At 46.1% G+C, this 21,084-nt stretch carries 18 protein-coding genes; 17 read left to right on the top strand and 1 reads right to left on the bottom strand.

Annotated elements, in window-relative coordinates; all coding sequences use genetic code 11:
- The first annotated feature begins 28 nt into the window (after positions 1–28).
- From AC27IJ_RS11995 to AC27IJ_RS11915, 17 genes are all read left to right on the top strand, one after another.
- Positions 29–883 carry a carbohydrate ABC transporter permease gene (locus tag AC27IJ_RS11995; protein ID WP_312442463.1) on the top strand — a complete coding sequence of 285 codons (855 nt, stop codon included), beginning with the start codon at positions 29–31 and terminating at the stop codon, positions 881–883.
- A 6-nt stretch (positions 884–889) separates the two neighbouring features.
- Positions 890–1,780: a carbohydrate ABC transporter permease gene (locus tag AC27IJ_RS11990; protein ID WP_487149000.1), complete on the top strand. Its 891-nt coding sequence runs from the start codon at positions 890–892 to the stop codon at positions 1,778–1,780.
- 9 nt (positions 1,781–1,789) lie between these two features.
- Positions 1,790–2,524: an SDR family NAD(P)-dependent oxidoreductase gene (locus tag AC27IJ_RS11985; RefSeq protein WP_312442465.1), complete on the top strand. Its 735-nt coding sequence runs from the start codon at positions 1,790–1,792 to the stop codon at positions 2,522–2,524.
- A gap of 33 nt (positions 2,525–2,557) precedes the next feature.
- Positions 2,558–3,718 (top strand): Gfo/Idh/MocA family protein, encoded by a 1,161-nt coding sequence (locus AC27IJ_RS11980; protein ID WP_312442466.1) that lies wholly within the window; start codon positions 2,558–2,560, stop codon positions 3,716–3,718.
- 92 nt (positions 3,719–3,810) lie between these two features.
- On the top strand, positions 3,811–4,281 hold the full coding sequence (locus AC27IJ_RS11975; protein WP_312500563.1) for a VOC family protein: 471 nt from the start codon (positions 3,811–3,813) through the stop codon (positions 4,279–4,281).
- A 16-nt stretch (positions 4,282–4,297) separates the two neighbouring features.
- The gene (locus tag AC27IJ_RS11970) at positions 4,298–5,131 is read left to right on the top strand and encodes a sugar phosphate isomerase/epimerase family protein (RefSeq protein WP_487148998.1); all 834 of its coding nucleotides are present in this window, start codon (positions 4,298–4,300) and stop codon (positions 5,129–5,131) included.
- Between the two features lie 333 nt (positions 5,132–5,464).
- A complete protein-coding gene (locus AC27IJ_RS11965) occupies positions 5,465–6,766 on the top strand; it encodes a citrate transporter (protein ID WP_312442471.1) in 1,302 nt (433 codons plus the stop codon).
- Positions 6,767–6,855: 89 nt separating this feature from the next.
- The gene (locus tag AC27IJ_RS11960) at positions 6,856–8,982 is read left to right on the top strand and encodes a hydantoinase/oxoprolinase family protein (protein ID WP_312442473.1); all 2,127 of its coding nucleotides are present in this window, start codon (positions 6,856–6,858) and stop codon (positions 8,980–8,982) included.
- Positions 8,983–8,994: 12 nt separating this feature from the next.
- Positions 8,995–9,630, top strand: coding sequence for a hypothetical protein (locus tag AC27IJ_RS11955; protein ID WP_312442474.1), 636 nt, complete (start codon positions 8,995–8,997; stop codon positions 9,628–9,630).
- A 78-nt stretch (positions 9,631–9,708) separates the two neighbouring features.
- Positions 9,709–10,506, top strand: a complete 798-nt coding sequence (locus tag AC27IJ_RS11950; protein WP_312442475.1) for a GntR family transcriptional regulator — start codon at positions 9,709–9,711, stop codon at positions 10,504–10,506.
- Between the two features lie 551 nt (positions 10,507–11,057).
- Positions 11,058–12,443, top strand: coding sequence for a TrpB-like pyridoxal phosphate-dependent enzyme (locus AC27IJ_RS11945; RefSeq protein ID WP_312442477.1), 1,386 nt, complete (start codon positions 11,058–11,060; stop codon positions 12,441–12,443).
- 227 nt (positions 12,444–12,670) lie between these two features.
- Positions 12,671–13,495: a YdcF family protein gene (locus tag AC27IJ_RS11940; protein WP_312442479.1), complete on the top strand. Its 825-nt coding sequence runs from the start codon at positions 12,671–12,673 to the stop codon at positions 13,493–13,495.
- A 190-nt stretch (positions 13,496–13,685) separates the two neighbouring features.
- Positions 13,686–16,610 (top strand): insulinase family protein, encoded by a 2,925-nt coding sequence (locus AC27IJ_RS11935; protein ID WP_487148997.1) that lies wholly within the window; start codon positions 13,686–13,688, stop codon positions 16,608–16,610.
- 17 nt (positions 16,611–16,627) lie between these two features.
- Positions 16,628–17,533, top strand: a complete 906-nt coding sequence (gene era, locus AC27IJ_RS11930) for a GTPase Era (RefSeq protein ID WP_312442481.1) — start codon at positions 16,628–16,630, stop codon at positions 17,531–17,533.
- Between the two features lie 15 nt (positions 17,534–17,548).
- On the top strand, positions 17,549–18,214 hold the full coding sequence (gene recO, locus AC27IJ_RS11925) for a DNA repair protein RecO (protein WP_487148996.1): 666 nt from the start codon (positions 17,549–17,551) through the stop codon (positions 18,212–18,214).
- 194 nt (positions 18,215–18,408) lie between these two features.
- Positions 18,409–19,038, top strand: coding sequence for a hypothetical protein (locus tag AC27IJ_RS11920; protein ID WP_312442484.1), 630 nt, complete (start codon positions 18,409–18,411; stop codon positions 19,036–19,038).
- Positions 19,039–19,052: 14 nt separating this feature from the next.
- A complete protein-coding gene (locus AC27IJ_RS11915; RefSeq protein ID WP_312442485.1) occupies positions 19,053–20,441 on the top strand; it encodes a glycine--tRNA ligase in 1,389 nt (462 codons plus the stop codon).
- A gap of 102 nt (positions 20,442–20,543) precedes the next feature.
- On the opposite strand, the gene AC27IJ_RS11910 is transcribed toward AC27IJ_RS11915, so the two are convergent.
- Positions 20,544–21,011 (bottom strand): cupin domain-containing protein, encoded by a 468-nt coding sequence (locus tag AC27IJ_RS11910; protein WP_312500570.1) that lies wholly within the window; start codon positions 21,009–21,011, stop codon positions 20,544–20,546.
- Between the last annotated feature and the right edge of the window lie 73 nt (positions 21,012–21,084).

The raw sequence follows: 21,084 nt of genomic DNA, 5'->3' as shown, positions 1-21,084 counted from the left end.
GGGCAGGAATAAGGAAAGGAGAAGTAAAATGGCAAGAGCGAAAGGAAAGACAAAGCAGGCCCTGCCCAGTCTGGAAGTGGTTTTTCTATATGCATTCCTGATTGTCTTAGGCGTGTTGTTTGTCCTGCCTGTTTTTTATTTATTCATGGGCGCCTTTAAAGCCCAGAGCGAATTGTTCCGGGTACCTTTTAAATGGCTGCCGGATCGTTTCACACCGGACAACTTCGTAAACATGTTCCGATCCATTCCATTTCTTTTGTATTTTAAAAATACAATGGTTATCGTATTCTTTAATATTGTCGGGTCCCTGATTTCCTGCTCCTTAACGGCCTACGGCTTTTCCAGGCTGCGCTGGCCCGGCAGGGACAAGGTGTTTGTCCTGGTGCTGGTAACGATGATCCTGCCTTCACAGGTTACGCTGGTTCCCTTGTTTCTCATGTTTACCAAAATGAGGTGGGTTGGAACCTTTCTGCCTCTTACTGTGACCTGCTTTTTCGGAAATCCTTTTTTCATCTTCCTTCTGCGCCAGTTCTTTACCGGAATTCCCCAGGATATTTCCGAGGCGGCCCGCATTGATGGGGCAGGGGAGCTAACGATTTTCTGGAGGCTGGTGATTCCTGTTGCAAAGCCGGTTCTGACGACTGTTTCGATTTTTGCTTTTATCCGGTCCTGGAATGATTTTTTAGGCCCGCTGGTATTTTTGGGAAGGGACCAGCTCTATACCCTGTCCTTAGCGGCTTCCATGTTGAAGTCTAATTTAGACCCAAACTGGAGCGTGCTGTTAGCTTTGGGTACTGTTATGGTTCTGCCTGTACTTGTTTTGTTTTTCGTAATGCAGAAGTACTTTATCCAGGGCATCGCAATGTCCGGAATCAAAGGGTAAGGAGGAATGAATGTGAAAAAAATGACAATTAGAAAAAGAGAACTGATTTACGGACTGCTGTTTATTTCTCCGTGGCTGGTGGGATTTTTGGTGTTTACCTTATTTCCCATCTGTTCCTCCTTATATTATTCTATGTGTGAGTACCAGGTAATTAAGGCTCCGGTTTTTGTTGGGCTTGACAACTACAAGACCATGTTTCAGGATAAAACATTTTTAAAGGCATTAAGTAATACTTTTTATATGGTACTGTTTGGAGTTCCCATTACCACCATTACTGCGGTAGGAATTTCCATTATTATGAATCATAAGGAACTAAAGGTTACGGGACCCTTCCGGGTGGTGTTTTTTATTCCTACCCTGGTACCGACCGTTGTGGCTTCCCTGCTGTGGATCTGGGTTATGCAGCCGGAAACGGGAATTATCAACAGGCTCCTAGGCTATATCGGAATACGTGGGCCGGGCTGGCTCTCCAGTATTTTCTGGTCCAAGCCTGCGCTGATTGTCATGATGATATGGACCTGCGGAAATGCAATTATCATTTACTTAGCCGGTCTTCAGGATATTCCTGTAAGCCTTTATGAATCAGCCTCCTTAGACGGAGCCGGATTTTTCAGCCAGACCTTATTTGTTACCATACCGCTTTTGCGCTCCACCATCCTTTACAATGTGGTGACGCTGATTATTAACGTGTTCCAGTGGTTTGCGGAGCCTTACATCATGACCAACGGAGGGCCGGACAACTCGACGATGTTTTACTCTCTGTACTTGTATCAGAATGCATTTTCCTATTTTAAGATGGGCTACGCCTCGGCCATGGCCTGGATTCTGCTTCTGATCGCCCTTGGTGTTATTCTGGTGCTTTTTAAAGTGTTCCGCTTCGGGGAATCCGACTATTAGGAGGTTTCTATGATTGGACTGATAACAGGAGCCAGCCGGGGACTTGGCTATGAGCTGGTGAAGGAAGGGCTTTTACGGGGGCATACCATGATTGCCGCCTGCCGCAAGGGCTTTAAGGGAAATGGAAGCGGGGACTTGCTCCGCTTAAAAGAGCAGTACGGGGACAGGCTTTTCGTCCTTTCCATGGATGTTACGGACGAGGAGGAGATAAAGAGGGCGGCACAGGCGGTCAGGCGTCAATACGGATACATAGATTTTCTGGTAAACAACGCCGGAGTGCTGTTTGAGAAAATGAAGATGCCGGGGGACGCCATAGAGGATCTGGACATAGGAAGGTTTCGGGAAACCCTGGAGGTGAACGTAACAGGCCAGGCCCTTGTGCTCAAATACTTTATCGGCCTGATTTACGATTCCGGGGACGCCTGTATTATGAATATCAGCTCGGAAGCTGGGCATTTAAGCCCCCATGGCTACAACTATCTGGCCTATTCCGTTTCCAAGCACGCTTTAAACATGTATACCCAGAAAATCCGTAATTATTTAGCGGAGGAAAAGGCAGATAAGCACATACGGGTATATATGGTTCATCCAGGCCGCATGGATACGGTGATGGGGAAGGAAAATGCCCAGATCCCGCCTTCCCTGCCAGCGTTAAGTATTATAGACATTCTGGAAAGGAAAACGAGAGTTCCGGATATGGAAGTTCCGTTTATCAATTACAAAGGGGAGCTGATGCCTTATTAGGCTCCATAGGGAAAGGAGGATTGTTGAGTCTATATGAGAAAGGTAAATGTGGGAATCCTGGGCTGCGGCGTGATCAGCAACACCTATATCCGGGATATGAAACGGTTTTACAAAAACCTTCATATAGCGGCCTGTGCAGACGTAAATCCAGGGCTTGCAAAGGCCCATGCTGAAAAATACGGAATCCCCGCAGGCTGTACGCCGGAAGAACTGCTGGCAATGGAGGAAGTGGAGCTGATCGTCAATTTGACACCGCCTCAGCTTCATGGAGAGTTAAACAGTAAGATCCTGAAAGCAGGCAAGCACGTATTCTGCGAAAAGCCCTTTGCCCTTACGGTGGAAGAAGCAAAGGAGGTCATGAACCTTGCAAAAGAGAAAAACCTGTTAATCGGCAGTGCACCGGACACCTTTTTAGGCTCCTCCTTACAGACCTGCCGAAAGCTATTAGACGACGGGTGGATTGGAACACCTCTTTATGCAAGCGCTAATATGACTTCCATAGGGGTGGAAACCTGGCACCCTGCGCCGGAGCATTTTTACAGGAAGGGAGCAGGACCTCTCTATGATATGGGGCCCTATTACTTTACCGCCCTTGCCGCCCTTTTGGGACCGGTGAAATCCGTCAGCGCCTTTTGTGCCACAGGCTTTTTAGAAAGAAATATTTATGCAGGCCCTCGTGCAGGGAATCAGATTTCCGTAGAAACGCCTACCCATTATTCGGGAGTTGCCAGACTTTCGTCAGGGGTGATTGTAAGCCTGAATTTGAGCTTTGATATCTGGCATTCCAGCCTGCCCAAAATGGAAATTTACGGGACGGAAGGCACCTTAGAGGTTCCGGACCCCAACATGTCCGGAGGAAAGCCCAGGGTTTACCGGAAGGAGCGCACCCTTGACCCGCTGTACGACGACAGCATTCAGACCAGGGAAAAGCTGGGGGTCAGCGTGGAGATTCCGGAGCTGTATCCCCATATCGGAGATTATACCAGGGGCAGCGGAGTATTTGATTTGGCATGTGCGGTGGCAGAAGGCCACAGACCCAGGGTGAATGCGGAAATGGCTTGCCATGTGGTTGAGGCTATTACGGGGATGATGGAGTCGGCGGAAACGAAGAAGGTTTATGAGATGAAGACGTCTTGTGAAAGGCCGCTGCCTCTTGCCATGGGGGTAGATGGTTTGATCATTACACAAAAATAAGAAAGAAAGGTACGCCATGGGGGCATGCTTTACACCCTGTAAACACGGAGTGGGTCTTGCCCAATGAAAATAGGCGGAAAAGAGGAAGAATCATGAACGGAGCAGTAGGAACAGAACTGGTTTGCCAGGTAGGATTTATTGTAAAGGACATTAACGAGGCAAAGAAGAAATGGGCTCAGTTTTTAGGAGTGGAGGAACCGGAAGCCACTCTGTGCGGAGAATATGGGATTACACAGACGGAATTTATGGGCCAGCCAGCGCCGGAGGCCAACAGCCTATTAGCATTTTTTGACGTAGGCCCCGGTTTGCAGCTTGAACTGATCCAGCCCAATGAAGCGCCCTCTACATGGAGAAATGCGTTAAATGAAAAGGGGGAGGGAATCCACCACGTAGCCTTTCAGATCCAAGGAATGAAAATGCAGGAAGCGGTAAAGCGCTGCGAGGATTTTGGCATGACTTTGGAACAAAAAGGTGAATACGGGGACGCCAGCGGAAGATATACCTATATGAATGCTTACAAAGATTTAAAATGTATTGTGGAACTTTTGGAAAGCGATAAGTAACAGGAGGAAAACGCATATGAAATTGGGACTTTCCAGCTCTCTGGAACATAAAACCCCACAGGAATGGGCCCGGAAGCTTAAGGGATTGGGCTGTGGCTGCGTGAACTTTCCGCTGGATTACAGCCACGGGGAAGCGCTGATACAAGAATATGCGGAAGCTGCAAGAGAGAACGGTCTTGTAATTGCGGAAGTGGGAGCCTGGTGCAACCCCATCTCTCCGGATAAGGAAGTAAGGGAAGCAGCCCTTTTCCGGTGTAAGGAACAGCTTAAGCTGGCGGACCGGATTGGCGCCAAGTGCTGCGTCAATGTATCAGGCTCCAGGGGAGAACGCTGGGACGGGCCTTATAAAGAGAATTTGACGGAAGAAACCTGGGGTCTTGTGGTGAAAAGCATTCAGGAAATCATTGATGAGGGGAAGCCGGAGCATACCTATTACACCATTGAGCCTATGCCCTGGATGTATCCTATGGGTCCGGATGAGTACCTCCGCCTGATCAAAGATGTGGACAGGGAGCATTTTGCCGTACATATGGATGTGTTTAACTGGATCACCACATTGGAACGGTATTTTAACAATGAGGATTTTATGGAAGAGTGCTTTTCCAAGCTAGGGCCTTATATTAAAAGCTGCCATTTAAAGGATGTGGCTCTGAAACAGGAATTTACCCTGCAATTTAGTGAAACAGGCTGCGGAAAAGGCGGCTTAAACTTGGAAAAGTACGTTTGCCTTGCGCAGGAGGCCGATCCGGATATGCCTTTGATTATCGAACACCTGGAAGGGGATAAGGCCTATGTGGAAAGCCTTGGTTATGTGAAGCAGCGATTTGCCGCTATGGAAGTAATGCTCTAGGCCGGCAGAACGCGCATCAGGAAATTAAATCAGACAATTGCTGGCAATGTGGAAGTCTTTGCACCTCCACTTTGCCAGCTTTTTTAGATTCATGGCGGCATACTTATTATCCTATCTTTTCTTTTGGCTGGTTGGACACTCCTTAAATGTGTATTATTTATAAAAAATTATTTATTTTTTATAAATAATGCATATAGTATCTCTACTTTTTATGTGATATATTATATCTGATAACTGATATATCAGATGAAATTTTAGTTGCAGTACCAAGTAACAAATCCGGAAACAGGTATGAAGCTGCTAAAAATTACAATGAAAAAGGAGAGAGAAACTATGCTTGACATTATTACTGGCATACTGCTGCTGCTGGTCTTTGTGGGGCTGGTAGTGTACTGCATGAAAGGCGGAAATCTATTGATCGGATTTATTGCCACAGCCGTTTTATGGTGTGTAATTGGACGTGTGCCGATCAATGAGGTGGTAAGCGATGTATTCCAAAAACCCCTTGATGATTATGGAAAAACCATAGCAATCATTATCTTTGGTGCATGGTTTGGACGTATCCTGGTGGATACGGGAATTGCCGGCTATATCATTAAGAAGACCGTAGAGTTTGCGGGCGACAGACCTTTGGTGACTACATTGCTGCTGTGCATCACCTGCAATCTGCTTTTTACCAGCGTTTTTGGTGTAGGTTCCGTTATGGCAATCGGTATGATTGTACTTCCCATTCTGTTTTCCATGGGAGTGGAAAAAAGAGCGGCTTTAGGCGCCTATATGCTGTCAGTAGCCGGCGGAATGTACTTAAATATTGCTTATGTGAGCCAGTTTGAAAAGGTATTCGGGGAAGAGGTGGCTTCCTATAATGACAACTACATTCGTTTTGCCCTGATGGCAACTGCCATTCACATGGTCATTATGATCGCGTTTGTCGTGTACCATCATTTCAAGAACAGTAAAAGGGGAAGAAGACGGGCCTGGGAAGCCGGCTTCCAGGAAAGCTACGAGGAAAGACCACTTGGCTGGTATTGCTTCATCGTACCTTTTGTACCCATTGCAATGGTAGGCATTTTTAAATGGCAGCCGGTTCCCGCCTTCCTGTTAGGAAGCTTTATAGGACTTTTATTTACACGGAATTTAAGGACTTACAAGACTGCGGTGGATAAGACCCAGAAGACGTTATATGATGGAGTTGCAGACAGCGGACTTTTGATCGGTATGCTTTACAGCGTAAATATTTTCCAGGGAGCCGCTACCAAGGTTGTGCCTTATCTCCAGACCTTGCTTGGGGATGTTGTTCCCAGATCCGAAATCGTGGTTCTGGTTGCATTCTGCATCCTGGCGCCTCTGGCATTGTTCCGCGGACCGTTAATGATCTGGGGTTCCGGTATAGCACTGTATTCGATCTTAAATGCAACGGGGGCATTTAATCCCCATTTCCTGTATGCTATTTTCTTAATCCCTCCGGTTGCTATCGTAGCAAGTGCATGTCCTACCCAGTCCTGGACCATGTGGGGCTTAAGCTATGCAAAGGTAGAACCCAAACAGTACATAAAAACCAATCTGCCCTGGGCCTGGGCGAGCCTCATTGCCATTGAAATCCTTATTTACTTCACGATAGGAAGAATGGTTTAATTCTCAGCTTTGGCAGATGAAAAAGTTTCACAGACAGGGGCATACAAAATGTCTGTATGCCCTTGTCCGTTTTAGATGGAGGACAACGAATGAGCAACAGAGCAATAAGAATTGGCATTGATGTGGGCGGAACCCACACAAAGGCCGTAGCGATTGACAACAGCACAAACGAAATTGTGGGAAAAGGATCGGTAATGACAACCCACCACGACGAAAACGGCGTGGCAGCAGGTGTTGTGGAAGCATTTAAGAAATGCCTTTCTGAGAACGATATTAAACCGGAGGAAGTAATTTTTATTGCTCACAGTACCACTCAGGCTACCAATGCTTTGCTGGAAGGAGATGTGGCCAGAGTCGGAGTGATCGGAATGAGCGGTGGCGGTCTGGAGGCATTCTTTACAAAACGCCAGACAAAAATCAAGGACATTGATTTGGGCACCGGAAAGTGGATTAATATTGACCATAGTTTTATGAAAACCAAGGACATGACCCCGGATAGCGTATCATCTGTGATCAAAAAGATGACAGATCAGGGAGATAAGGTGATTGTGGCAAGCAAGGCATTTGGCGTGGATAATATGAAAGAAGAGCGCATGGTTGCAGAGATTGCGGAAGGTCAGGGAATCCCCTGCACAGTGGCTTCTGATATTACAAAACTCTATGGCTTAACGACCCGTACCCGCACCGCCTGCTTAAATGCGTCTATCCTGCCCAAAATGCTGGATACGGCCAACTCCACGGAGCGGAGCGTACGTGCCGCAAAGGTAACGGTACCCCTTATGATCATGCGTGGTGACGGCGGAGTCATGGAAATCAACGAAATGAAAAAGCGTCCTATCCTTACCATGCTCTCAGGACCTGCGGCCAGCGTGATCGGGGCCCTTATGTATCTGCGGGCCTCCAACGGCATTTATTTTGAGGTCGGCGGAACCTCTACCAATATCGGAGTGATCAAAAACGGCCGTCCGGCAGTGGATTATTCCATTATCGGCGGACACAGAACTTACGTAAACAGTCTGGATGTCCGGGTACTTGGTGTTGCCGGCGGAAGCATGATACGGGCGAAAAAGGGCGCGATCATTGATGTGGGCCCACGTTCCGCACATATTGCTGATATGGGATATGCCTGTTTTACAGAGACGGCGCTTTTTGAAGGGGCAGAATTATATTACATCAGGCCTCGTGAAAATGACCCAAGTGACTATGTGGCAATCCGCTTAAAGAATGGTGAAAGCGTAACCATCACAAATACCTGCGCAGCCAATGTACTGGGAATCCTGGAAGACGGGGATTATGCAATGGGCAATTACGAATCCAGCTGTAAAGCCATGCAGCTTCTGGCTGATGAAGTGGGCATGTCCATTGAAGATACGGCAAGGGCGGTGCTTCAAAAGGCTTGTGATAAAATCAAACCCGTCATTGAAGACCTGATCGATAAATATAAAATTGAAAGAGAACAGATCGTACTGGTAGGCGCCGGAGGCGGTGCCGGAACACTGTTGACCTTTACGGCCAATGAAATGAATTTTAAATACCAGATACCGGTAAATGCCGAGGTTATTTCTTCTATCGGCGTGGCGCTGGCCATGGTCAGGGAAATGGTAGAACGGACCATTCCCAATCCAACTGCAGAAGATATTGCGGCCCTTAAGAAAGAAGCAAAAGCTTTGGCAATGAACAGCGGTGCAGTGGAAGACAGCATTGAAGTCTATGTGGAAATTGATGAGCAGGCCCAGAAGGTTACGGCCATCGCCATGGGGTCTACGGAAGTTAAGACCACGGACTTAATGAAGAATTGTGATGAGGAAGAGGCGCTTCAAATTGCGGCGGAATCCATTGGCCTGGAACGGTCAAAGATGAAGATGGCAGGAAGCAATGGTTCTATATTTGTGGTAACTGCAGAAAAAGATGGGAAAACTTCCGTTAGAGTGATAGATAAAAAAGGCTTTGTGAAAGTGCAAAGGTCCAATGGTACGGTGCTGGTAACAACAAAATCCAGGCTCAATGAGGATTTGAAACTTGCCTGGGATAAGGCAAGCAACTTTTCAAGTGAAGTCAGGATCAATCCGGATTGCTATATTGCCGCAGAATCCAGGGTTATCGATTATTCCGGAATTCCGGCCTTGGATCAGGTATCAGGATTAGCCGGGGTTGAGCTTATTGATATAAAAGAGGATGCAAAAATCATCCTGGTCCTGGCGCGCAACGAGCTGTAAAAGATGGTGTGTATGCGAGAGCTGATAGAAAAAATTGCTGCTGCCCACGATGTAAAATGGTATAGCCGGGTGCTGAAAAATCACCCGGCTTCCTGTGAACTGTCAAAAGAGGAAGAACAGGAAATTCTGTTTTACTCCATGCAAACGGCAGAAAAATATGCGTCAGAGTTAAAAAAAGGCTATGGGACAGTTTCCGGCGTTTCTCTGGCCGGTACCATGGGATTATCCATAAAAAGAACAAAAGAAGAATTGAGAAAGCCATTTTTATATATGGGAATATTTGAGCCGGAAGAAGGTACTGTCATTTTAAATGATAGTACCTTAAACGCAATAAGAGGTTTTATAAAAGAATATAATTTATCGGAAATAATCCGGGAGGAAGCACTGGAAGAAGCTGTCCTGTTCCATGAAATTTTTCACTGGATGGAAGAAAACACACCGGGGATCTATACCCGCAGCAAAATGTTAAAAAGGCCGGTATGGAATCTGTTTCCAAGGTCCAGAGGTCTTGACGGGGCAGGAGAGGTGGGAGCCATTCATTTTTCTAAAATAATGAGCGGGATATCCTATTCTCCCTGCTTATATGAAATGTGTTTATTAATTAAGACGGGTGTTTGTTCTATTGATTTTTTCTCCTCTATCCTATAAAATGGAATATGATTATTTTATTGTTGGAAAATGGCGATGATAGAAAAAATATGGTCAATAATAAAAGGAGGTTCAAAGTTGGAAGTATATAATGGAACCATATCGTCTTCCGCTGACGGCCAGGAGGAGGCTTCCCGTCAGGGAGAAAGCACAGATAACAACAATGCGTATCAGCTTCTCCGTGAGAAAATCCTGGATCTTCATTTAAGACCGGGAATCAACCTAAGTATCAGGGATATTTGTGATTTATTAAACATTGGGCGTACTCCGGTCAGAGACGCGCTCATCAGGCTTGAACAGGAAGACTTGGTGACCCTTCTCCCGCAGAGAGGAACAAGGGTGTCCAAGATAGATTTAGATAGAGTGGAACAGGAGCGTTTTCTAAGGCTTGCCGTAGAAGAGGAGGTCATGAAACTGTTTATGGCATGCCATACTCCTACGGATTTAGTGGAATTACAGAACAACCTGATGGAGCAGAAAGCCTTTGCCGAGACGGGCAATGGTGATGTACGGAAGTTTTTGCATATGGATGACGAGTTCCATAAGATATTTTACCGGGTAACAGACCGCCTTTTCAGTTATCAGACCCTCAATAACGTTGGAGGCCATTTCAGGAGAATACGGCTTCTCAGTTGCCGGGAAATGCAGAACGTAAAAGAAATTGTTGCACAGCATGAGGAGATCATACTCGCTCTGCAGACAAGGGATACCAAAGCAATGCTGTACGTGCTGCAAAAGCATCTCTTTAAACTGGACAGGGATAAAAAAGAATTAATTAAAAAGTACCCAAGTTTGTTTAAGCGCAACATCAATGAAGATTACGTGAATATTCCATGGACGGATGACTTCTTTGAAACATTTCAGTCTTTTATGTAGGGAGAAATGGAAAAATGGCGTTAGGAACAGGAAGCCAGACGAAAGAAATAAAGTGGATGAATCTGCGAAAAACTCTAGTATAAATGATTGACAATTAACACTTCCCGTGATAGAGTTTTTTTAAACCTTTGAGGAAGAGCAAGTACCGTTGTACTTACCACACAGAGAGCTGCAGACGGTGGAATTGCGGCAGGGAAAGGCAGTTGGAAATGGGCTTCTGAGGGCGAACTGAATGGTAAGTAGGTAAGCCGGAGAGTAAACTCCGTTATAAAAGTCAGCATATGTCAGTATGCGTGAGAGGATGCGCCAGATGGATGCATCAAGCCGGGTGGCACCGCAGGAGTTTTGACGATTCATACTCTTGTCCCTGCAATAATTTATTGTGAGGGATAAGAGTATTTTTATTATAAAAATCTACTTATCCCGGAAAAAAGAATGCCTTACAGGCATACCATTATGCCCAAAAACCATGGGCAGGAAAGAGGAAACACCCTACGGGTATACCATTATGCCCAAAAACCATGGGCAGGAAAGAGGAAAGGAGATTTTGCATGAGTGAAAAAAAGATTCCCTACAAAATTTATCTGGAAGAAAGCGAGATGCCAAGAGCGTGGTACAATGTACGTGCCGACATGAAGAATAAGCCAGCTCCCCTTCTAAATCCGGGGACCTTAAATCCAATGTCAGAGGAAGAACTTGGAACTGTATTTTGTAAGGAACTGGTAAAACAAGAGCTGGATAATGATAATCGTTTTATAGAAATTCCGGAAAAGATACTTGACTTTTATAAAATGTACCGTCCGGCACCGTTAGTAAGAGCATACTGTCTGGAAGAAAAGCTTAAGACTCCGGCTAAAATTTATTACAAATTTGAAGGCAATAATACAAGCGGAAGCCATAAGCTGAATTCCGCTATTGCACAGGCTTATTACGCAAAGGAACAGGGATTAAAGGGAGTGACTACTGAGACCGGGGCAGGGCAGTGGGGAACGGCCCTTTCCATGGCATGCTCTTATCTGGAGCTGGATTGCAAGGTGTATATGGTTAAGTGTTCGTACGAACAAAAACCCTTCCGAAGAGAAGTGATGCGCACCTATGGAGCAAGCGTGACCCCATCTCCGTCTGAGGAAACAGAGGTAGGAAGGAAGATCCTGGCTGAGCATCCCGGAACCACAGGAAGTCTGGGATGTGCCATTTCTGAGGCGGTGGAAGTGGCAACACATACAGATGGATATCGATATGTGCTTGGAAGCGTTTTGAACCAGGTGCTGCTGCATCAGTCGGTGATTGGAATGGAGGCCAAGATTGCAATGGATAAATATGGAATTAAGCCTGATATTATCATCGGATGTGCAGGCGGCGGCTCCAATCTGGGAGGACTCATATCTCCGTTTATGGGTGAAAAACTCAGGGGCGAAGCAGATTACCGGTTTATCGCTGTAGAACCCGCATCCTGCCCAAGCCTGACACGGGGCGTTTTTGCTTATGATTTTTGTGATACCGGAATGGTTTGTCCGCTTGCAAAAATGTATACACTGGGAAGTGGATTTATTCCATCAGCAAACCATGCAGGAGGCCTGCGGTATCATGGGATGAGTTCCACCTTGTCACAGCTTTATCATGACGGATACATGGAAGCGCGTTCTGTAGAGCAGACAGCTGTGTTTGAGGCAGCAGAACAGTTTGCGAGAGTAGAAGGAATCCTCCCGGCGCCGGAGAGCAGTCATGCGATTAAAGCGGCAATCGATGAGGCTCTGAAATGCAAAGAGACAGGAGAAGAGAAGACGATCCTCTTTGGCCTTACAGGCACAGGGTATTTTGATATGATGGCATATGAGAAGTTCCATGACGGAGTGATGACAGACTATATCCCGACAGATGATGATTTAAAGGTTGGATTTGACGGAATTCCAAGATTCCCGGGGAATATGGAATAAAGGACCTTTTATGTGAGATAAGGGCGGCTGGCAAAAGAAGACAGGTACTGTTTTTCTTTTTGTCGGCCGCCTTTTACTGTTTTATCATAAAAGCATCTGGTGCATCCATACCTGAATTCGCTATAATTTCAGTGACAGTTGTAGAAATTCCTATATTGTGGTATGCTATAAAGGAATTATGCCCAGAATTTACCTGGCTTTAAAATGTGTAGAATGGAGGATGGCATATGGCATTAATTTTTTGGCTGATGGCCGTTTCCTGCATTATTTATTATGTTGTGATCATTCTTTATTCAGGTCTGACCACGTCTATTTCTTTTATATGGCTTGTATTTGCTGCCATATGCATATTGCTGCCGTTGGGATGGGAAGCCTATGTGAAACATAAGGATAAGGTTCCCTTGTGGATTCCGGTGTCGGTGATTACCATGTGCTGTACCGGAATTCTGGTGTTTCTGGTAGTGGAGATCCTGGTATTTACGGGAGTTGCTGCCCGGGATACTTCCAATCTGGACTATGTCATTGTGCTGGGAGCCAGGGTAAAGGAAACAGGAATCAGCAAATCCTTAAAAAAACGGCTGGATAAAGCCATGGAGTACTTGGATGACAATCCGTCCACGATTCTGGTGCTGTCCGGCGGCCAGGGGGATGATGAACCTGTCAGCGAAGCCGCAGCCATGCGGGATTATCTGGTCTTTAACGGAGTAAAAGAGAAGCAGCTGATCTTAGAGACCCGCTCCACCAGCACGGTCGAGAATATTGCATACAGCCGTGTAGCCATTGAGGAAGATCAGGCGGAAAGGAAAGCCCGCCGTCAGGATCAACCGATTTTCATGGAGCCGGGAACATTTGAAGAGGTGCCGGATAAGCCAATTAAAATTGGTGTCCTCACCAGTGATTTTCATGTATTCCGGGCTCTGCAGATTGGGAAAAAATGGGGAATACCGGATATCTATGGCATATCCTGTGAATCTGACCCCATTCTTTTCGTCCACTTTTGCGTCAGAGAGTGCGCGGCTATATTAAAAGACAAATTAGTGGGCAACATGTAATTACACGAATGTAATGAGCAGTGCGAAACAGGACAGGAGAAGATTTTCGTTGTGCTTGCACATAAGAAAATCTTGTCATGGCCTATTTCATAGGGCAAATGCCCGTGAGCCGGCGAATCTGTAAGATTCGCTGGCTGCACTGCGGACTCACGTATAATAAATATGAACATGCAGGAGGAAAAAACACAGAATGAATCAGTTTAAAAACCTTGCAGCCTATGAGGTTGTAGAAGAAAAGGCAATAAAAGAGATCAATGCATCAGGATCTGTGCTCCGACATAAAAAAAGCGGAGCCAGGCTATTCCTCTTATCCTGTGATGATGAGAACAAAGTATTTTCCATCGGATTCCGTACACCGCCGTCAGACAGCACCGGAGTTGCTCATATCCTGGAGCACAGCGTGCTCTGCGGGTCAGATAAGTTTCCGGTGAAGGATCCGTTTGTGGAGCTGGTAAAGGGATCTCTTAACACGTTCTTAAATGCAATGACCTATCCAGATAAAACGGTATATCCGGTGGCCAGCTGCAATGAAAAGGATTTCCAGAATTTGATGAATGTGTACCTGGATGCAGTACTTCATCCCAATATTTACAGGGAACCGAAGATTTTCATGCAGGAAGGCTGGCATTATGAGCTTGAAAACCCGGAATCTGATCTGATTTACAATGGAGTGGTATATAATGAGATGAAGGGAGCATTTTCTTCCCCGGAAGAAGTGCTGGACCGCTACACCAGGAAAACTCTTTTCCCGGATAACTGCTATGGCCAGGAATCAGGCGGGGATCCTGCCTTTATTCCGGACCTGACCTATAAAGACTTTCTGGCCTTTCATAAGAGATATTATCATCCTTCCAACAGCTATATTTACCTATATGGTGATATGGATATGGAAGAGAAGCTTGTATGGCTTGATAAAGAATACTTAAGCCAATACGATGAAATAACCATTGATTCCAGGATTCCAAGACAGAAGCCTTTTTTAAATCCGGTGGAGGGAGAGACTTTCTATTCCATCACCGAAGGGGAATCCGAGGAAAATGCCACCTATCTTTCCATCAGTACGGCAGTTGGGACGGATCTGGATCCCAGGCTTTATATCGCATTCCAGATTCTGGAATATACCCTCTTGGATGCGCCGGGCGCGCCCTTAAAGCAGGCTTTAATTGATGCCGGGATCGGCCAGGACATTTTAGGCGGATATGACAGCGGTATTCTCCAGCCCTATTTTACCGTCGTTGCCAAAAATGCAAACAAGGAGCAGAGAGGGGAATTTCTCGCAGTTGTAAAAGGCACCTTAAGAAAGCTTGCAGATGAGGGAATCAACAGGAAGAGCTTAAAGGCCGGAATGAACTATTACGAATTCCGTTACCGGGAGGCGGATTACGGTTCAGCGCCAAAGGGCCTGATGTATGGGCTTCAATGCATGGACAGCTGGCTCTACGACGGGGATCCCATGATGCACTTAGAATACCAGGATACCTTTGATTATCTGAAAAAAGTGGTGGATGACGGATATTTTGAGCAGCTCATCAGGGAATACCTTCTGGATAATCCTTTTGAGGCCGTCTTGACCGTAAGCCCCAAAAAGAACTTAACAGCAATGGAAGATGAGAAAGAAGCGAAGAAGCTGGCAGCCTATAAAGCCTCCCTTACGGAAGAGGAGCTTCGTGAACTGGCTGAACAGACCCGTGCTTTAAAGGAATACCAGGAAACACCTTCTCCCCAGGAGACGCTGGAGAAGATTCCAATGCTGTCAAGAGAAGATATAAGCAGAGAGGCGGAGGAAATCATATGGGAGGAAAAAACGGCCCATGGCGTGAAGGTGATCCATCATGAGATGGCTACCTCCGGAATCGGATATTTAAAGGTCCTGTTCGATACTTCCGCAGTTCCTGTTGAGGATCTGCCTTACGTTGGATTTTTAAAATCCCTGCTTGGCTATGTGAATACGGAAAATTTCACCTATGGGGATTTGACCAGTGAAATTCATTTAAACAGCGGCGGCGTCAGCTTTAGTGTGACCTCTTATCCTGACTTAAAGAATAAAGGAGAGTTTAAAGGCTTTTTTCTGGCAAGTGCCAGGGTGCTTTATGAGAAGCTGGATTTTGGTTTCTCCATTCTTGGTGAGATCCTGACCCGTTCTATTTTGGATGACGAAAAGCGGGTAAGTGAAATCATCAGTGAAACAAGGTCAAGGGCCAGAATGAGGCTGGAAGGCTCCTGTCATTCGGCAGCAGTGGCCAGGGCCACTTCTTATTATTCCGCCACTTCTTCATTTAACGATTTAACCGGCGGAATCGGGTACTATGAATTTTTGGAGAATCTGGAAAAGGAATATCCGTCCCATAAAAAGGAGATCATTACCCGTTTAAAAGCGGTCATGGAAAAGCTTTTCACCACCCAAAACATGCTGGTCAGCTATACGGCAGATGAAGAAGGATATAAACTGCTTCCCGAGGCATTGAAAAAGCTTACGGACTTGCTGCCGGAAGGAGAAGGAAAGCGCTATCCCTTTACTTTTTTGGCAGGAAACAGGAACGAGGGCTTCTGCACGGCTTCCCAGGTCAATTACGTGGCCAGATGCGGATCCTTTGCAGGAAGCGGCAAGGAATATACCGGCGCTCTTAAAATATTAAAGGTCATTTTAAGCTATGATTATCTGTGGATCAATTTAAGAGTCAAGGGAGGAGCCTATGGCTGCATGAGCGGCTTTGGGCGCTCGGGAGAAGGGTACTTTACCTCCTACCGGGATCCAAACGTAAGAGAAACAAACCGGATTTATGACGGAATCGTGGATTATTTGGAAAGCTTCCAGGCCACGGACCGGGATATGACAAAGTACGTCATCGGCACTATCAGCGACATGGATGTGCCCTACCCTCCGTCCACCAGAGGCAACCGCGGTCTTTCCGCCTATTTATCCGGCGTTGACCGGGAAATGATGGAAAAAGAGCGGGAAGAGGTATTAAACGCTGCCCAGGAAGACATCCGCAGCCTTGCCTCTTTTGTGAAAGCCGTTTTGGATACCGGAAGTCTCTGCGTTATTGGAAATGAAGAAAAAATCGGAGCTGAGAAGGATTTGTTTGGGGAAACAAAGAACCTGTTCCACTCATAATACTAAGGAGAACCTATATGGAAAACAACTTAAAATCAGGCTTTGTGACCCTGATCGGGCGTCCCAACGTTGGGAAGTCCACCCTGATGAATCATCTCATAGGCCAGAAGATTGCCATAACTTCTGATAAGCCCCAGACTACCAGAAACCGGATCCAGACTGTTTATACGGATGAAAGAGGACAGATTATTTTTCTTGATACTCCCGGAATCCATAAGGCAAAAAACAAACTGGGCGAATATATGGTAAGTGTCGCGGAGCGCACCTTAAAGGAAGTGGATGTGGTGCTATGGCTTGTGGAGCCGAGTACCTACATCGGGGCCGGGGAGCAGCATATTGCAGAGCAGTTAAGCCAGGTAAAAACTCCTGTGATCCTTGTGATCAATAAAATTGATACAGTGAAAAACCAGGAGGAAATCTTAACCTTTATAAACGCTTACAAGGATGTGTGCCAGTTTGCTGAGATCGTGCCTGTTTCCGCTTTAAAGGATAAAAATACGGATCTGATGTTGGAGCTAATTTATAAATATCTTCCAAAGGGGCCTCAGTATTACGATGAGGATACGGTCACAGACCAGCCTATGCGTCAGATTTCTGCAGAGCTTATCAGGGAAAAGGCCCTTCGTCTTTTAAATGATGAGATTCCCCACGGAATCGCGGTTACGATTGAGAAGATGAAGGAGCGGGAAAACGGCATCATTGATATTGAAGCCGAAATTATCTGTGAGCGGGAATCCCATAAGGGAATCATCATTGGAAAAGGCGGTGCCATGCTTAAAAAAATCGGAAGCTCTGCCCGCAGGGAAATTGAAGGCCTGCTGGATACCAAGGTAAATTTACAGCTCTGGGTCAAGGTCCGGAAAGAATGGCGTGACAGCGAGCTGTTTATGAAGAATTATGGATATAATGAAAAAGACATTTAAAAGTGGTGGTAGGAATTGAGGGAAGTTGAAACCATGACGGGGATGGTAATAAGAGTGTCCCCGGTTGGAGAAATGGATAAGCGTCTTGTGATACTCACCAGGGAAAGAGGAAAGATCACCGTATTTGCCAGAGGGGCCAGAAGACCGGGAAGTCCGTTTTTGGCGGTAAGCCGCCCCTTTGCCTTCGGGCAGTTTTCTCTTTATGAGGGCAGGGATTCCTATACCCTTAGGTCGGCGGAGATCACCAATTATTTTGAAGCATTGGCCCTGGATATGGAAGGAACCTGTTATGGATCTTACTTTCTGGAGCTGGCTGATTATTATGCCCGGGAGAATATGGACGGAACAGGGCTTTTAAAGCTTCTTTACCAGTCCATCCGGGCGCTGTTAAAACCGGCCCTTAAAAATGAACTGGTACAGAGAGTTTTTGAACTGAAAGCAATGGTGTTAAACGGCGAATACACGGAAGCCCCTCCCTGCTCCGTCAGTGATTCGGCAGGTTATACATGGGAATATGTAATTGCTTCACCCGCAGAGCACCTATATACCTTTACCTTAACAGAACCCGTGCTGGAGGAATTCAGCCGCTGCGTAGAAATCAATAAGAAACGCTATGTAGACCGGGAATTTCACTCTCTGGAGATTTTGCACACCATGACCGGGGGGAAAGTATTGAAATGATGGGGGGGATTTGGTATAATGTTCAAGAATGCTATGAGCGGTGCGAATCAGGGCACGAGAAAATTTTCGTTGTGCTTGCACATAAGAAAATTTTCTCGTGCCCTGATTCATAGGGCGAATGCCTGTGAGCGATGGAATCCTTCGGATTCCATCGCTGCACTGCGGTCTCGAGGGCATATGCAGGAGGGAAATGGATGAAAAAAAAGAAAGCCGTTCTGGCTGCTTTTCTGGCTGCCGGAATGCTGACAGGCTGCTTGGGCAGGAGCGGCGGCAGCACCTTGAATGCGGAGAGCAGCAGAATTTATGTAACGGAAGAAGGAACCCTTCAGTCCGCGACGGTGGAAACCTATGCGGATCAGGATTATTATCGTGCAGATGAATTGAAAGCCTATCTGGAAGACGCTGTTTCCAGATATAACGAGTCCCATGGTCAGGGAGCGGTAACCCTGGATTCCTGTACTCTGGAAAAAGGGAATGCCAGAATGGTTTTCCACTATGGGTCAGGAAGCGATCTGATCGGCTTTTCCGGTGAGTATGAGGATGAAGTAAACCAGGTGGATTCCATTTCTGTGACCCCTTTGTCCGATGTATTAGGGCAAAGTGAGTCAGAAGGAGTGACATTTGTAAAAGCCTCTGATGGGAAACGGGCAGAAAAAAAAGCTTTATCCAGTAAAGGGGAATGCTTTGCCATTGTTGTGGAGACACAGCAGCCGGTGACAATACAAACCCAGGGAAAACTTTTATTTGTTTCCAATAATGTAGTTATAAAGGATCACTATACCGTTCAGACAGCACAAGGGAAAAATTACATCATTTTTAAATAAGAGAGGTTAAGATCATGGAAAAGACAATGGAAAAGATTGTGGGACTTGCAAAATCGAGAGGATTTGTATATCCTGGCTCCGAAATTTACGGCGGCCTTGCAAATACCTGGGATTACGGCAACTTAGGCGTGGAACTGAAGAACAATGTAAAAAAAGCATGGTGGCAGAAATTTATTCAGGAAAGCCCGTACAACGTGGGCGTAGACTGCGCCATTTTGATGAATTCCCAGACCTGGGTCGCCTCCGGACACTTAGGCGGCTTTTCCGACCCGCTGATGGACTGCAAGGCATGTAAGGAGCGTTTCCGTGCAGATAAACTGATTGAAGATTATATGGCTGAAAACAATATTACCATCGAAGGTGCTGTGGATGCCTGGTCCCAGGAAGAGATGAAGAGCTATATTGATGAGAAAAACATCTGCTGCCCAAGCTGCGGAAAGCATGACTTTACAGATATCCGTCAGTTCAACCTGATGTTTAAAACCTTCCAGGGAGTTACAGAGGATGCTAAAAACACCGTGTACTTAAGGCCTGAGACAGCTCAGGGTATATTCGTAAACTTTAAGAATGTACAGAGAACCTCCCGCAAGAAAATTCCTTTCGGAATCGGACAGATCGGTAAATCTTTCCGTAACGAGATCACTCCGGGAAACTTCACCTTCCGTACCAGGGAATTTGAGCAGATGGAGCTGGAATTTTTCTGTGAGCCGGATACAGATCTGGAATGGTTCGCATACTGGAAAGAGTTCTGCGTCAACTGGCTGAAGACCCTTGGAATCAAAGAAGACGAGATGCGTGTCAGGGATCATGAGAAGGAAGAGCTTTCTTTCTACAGTAAGGCAACTTCTGACATTGAATTCCTGTTCCCATTCGGCTGGGGCGAGTTATGGGGAATTGCAGACAGAACGGATTACGACTTGACCCAGCATCAGAATACTTCCAGTCAGGATTTAACATATTTTGACGATGAAAAGAAGGAGCGGTATATTCCCTATGTGGTAGAGCCGTCTCTTGGAGCTGACCGTGTGACCCTTGCCTTCCTTTGCGCTGCTTATGATGAGGAGGAGATCGCAGAAGGAGATGTGCGTACAGTGCTTCACTTCCATCCTGCCATTGCTCCTGTTAAGATCGGCGTGCTGCCTCTTTCCAAAAAGCTGAATGAAGGCGCAGAAAAGGTGTATGAAGAGCTTTGCAAATATTATAACTGCGAATTCGATGACAGAGGCAATATCGGAAAGCGCTATAGAAGACAGGATGAGATCGGTACCCCATTCTGCGTTACCTATGACTTTGATTCCGAGGAAGACTTTGCAGTAACTGTCCGTGACCGTGATACCATGGACCAGGTGAGAGTTCCCATTGCAGAACTGAAAAGTTATTTTGAGGATAAATTCCGTTTCTAAATATGTTCATTTCCCTTTGACGGGCAGCCGCCCGTGGGAAGTGTAAAAAAAGGTGCAGGAAGAGGCAAACCCTCCTTCCTGCACCTTTTTATTTCACTGTTATTACCCTTCCCGAGAATCATCCATTCTCCAATGTACTGTTCCAAAAGGATATTCACTGGGAGAATAGATGGAAAAAAGCTTTAAGGCTTCTTTCCCGGTATTTATGAGATTGTGCCAGGTATTCGCTGGGACGATAACGGCACATTTGTTATTCACAGGCTCCTGGAAAGTAAGATTATAAGGACTGTCCCCCATAAGAAGCAGCCCTTCTCCCTCTTCTATGCGAATAAACTGATCTAGCCCCGGATGGTTTTCTAAACCGATTTCCCCGTCCACCGGGATGCTCATGAGGGTAAGCTGCATGTAGTTCCCGGTCCAGCGGGTTGTGAGGAAGGTGGGGTTGCGAAGGGTATCATGAACAATGTTGAGTACCAGCGGTGCCGGTCCGTAGTCATTTATGTCCCAGGAAAGATAAGTATTGTCCGATACGCAGCTAGTCTGGCTGGTATAACAGTTATATGATATCATAGAATCACTCTTTTCGTGCATTGTAGTGTATTATATGGTTTTGACATTCCCAGGTGACTGATATTGGAATATA

It is taken from the genome of Lacrimispora sp. YZC11 (genome assembly GCF_057543815.1).
This window is presented reverse-complemented; position numbering and strand designations above follow the sequence as displayed.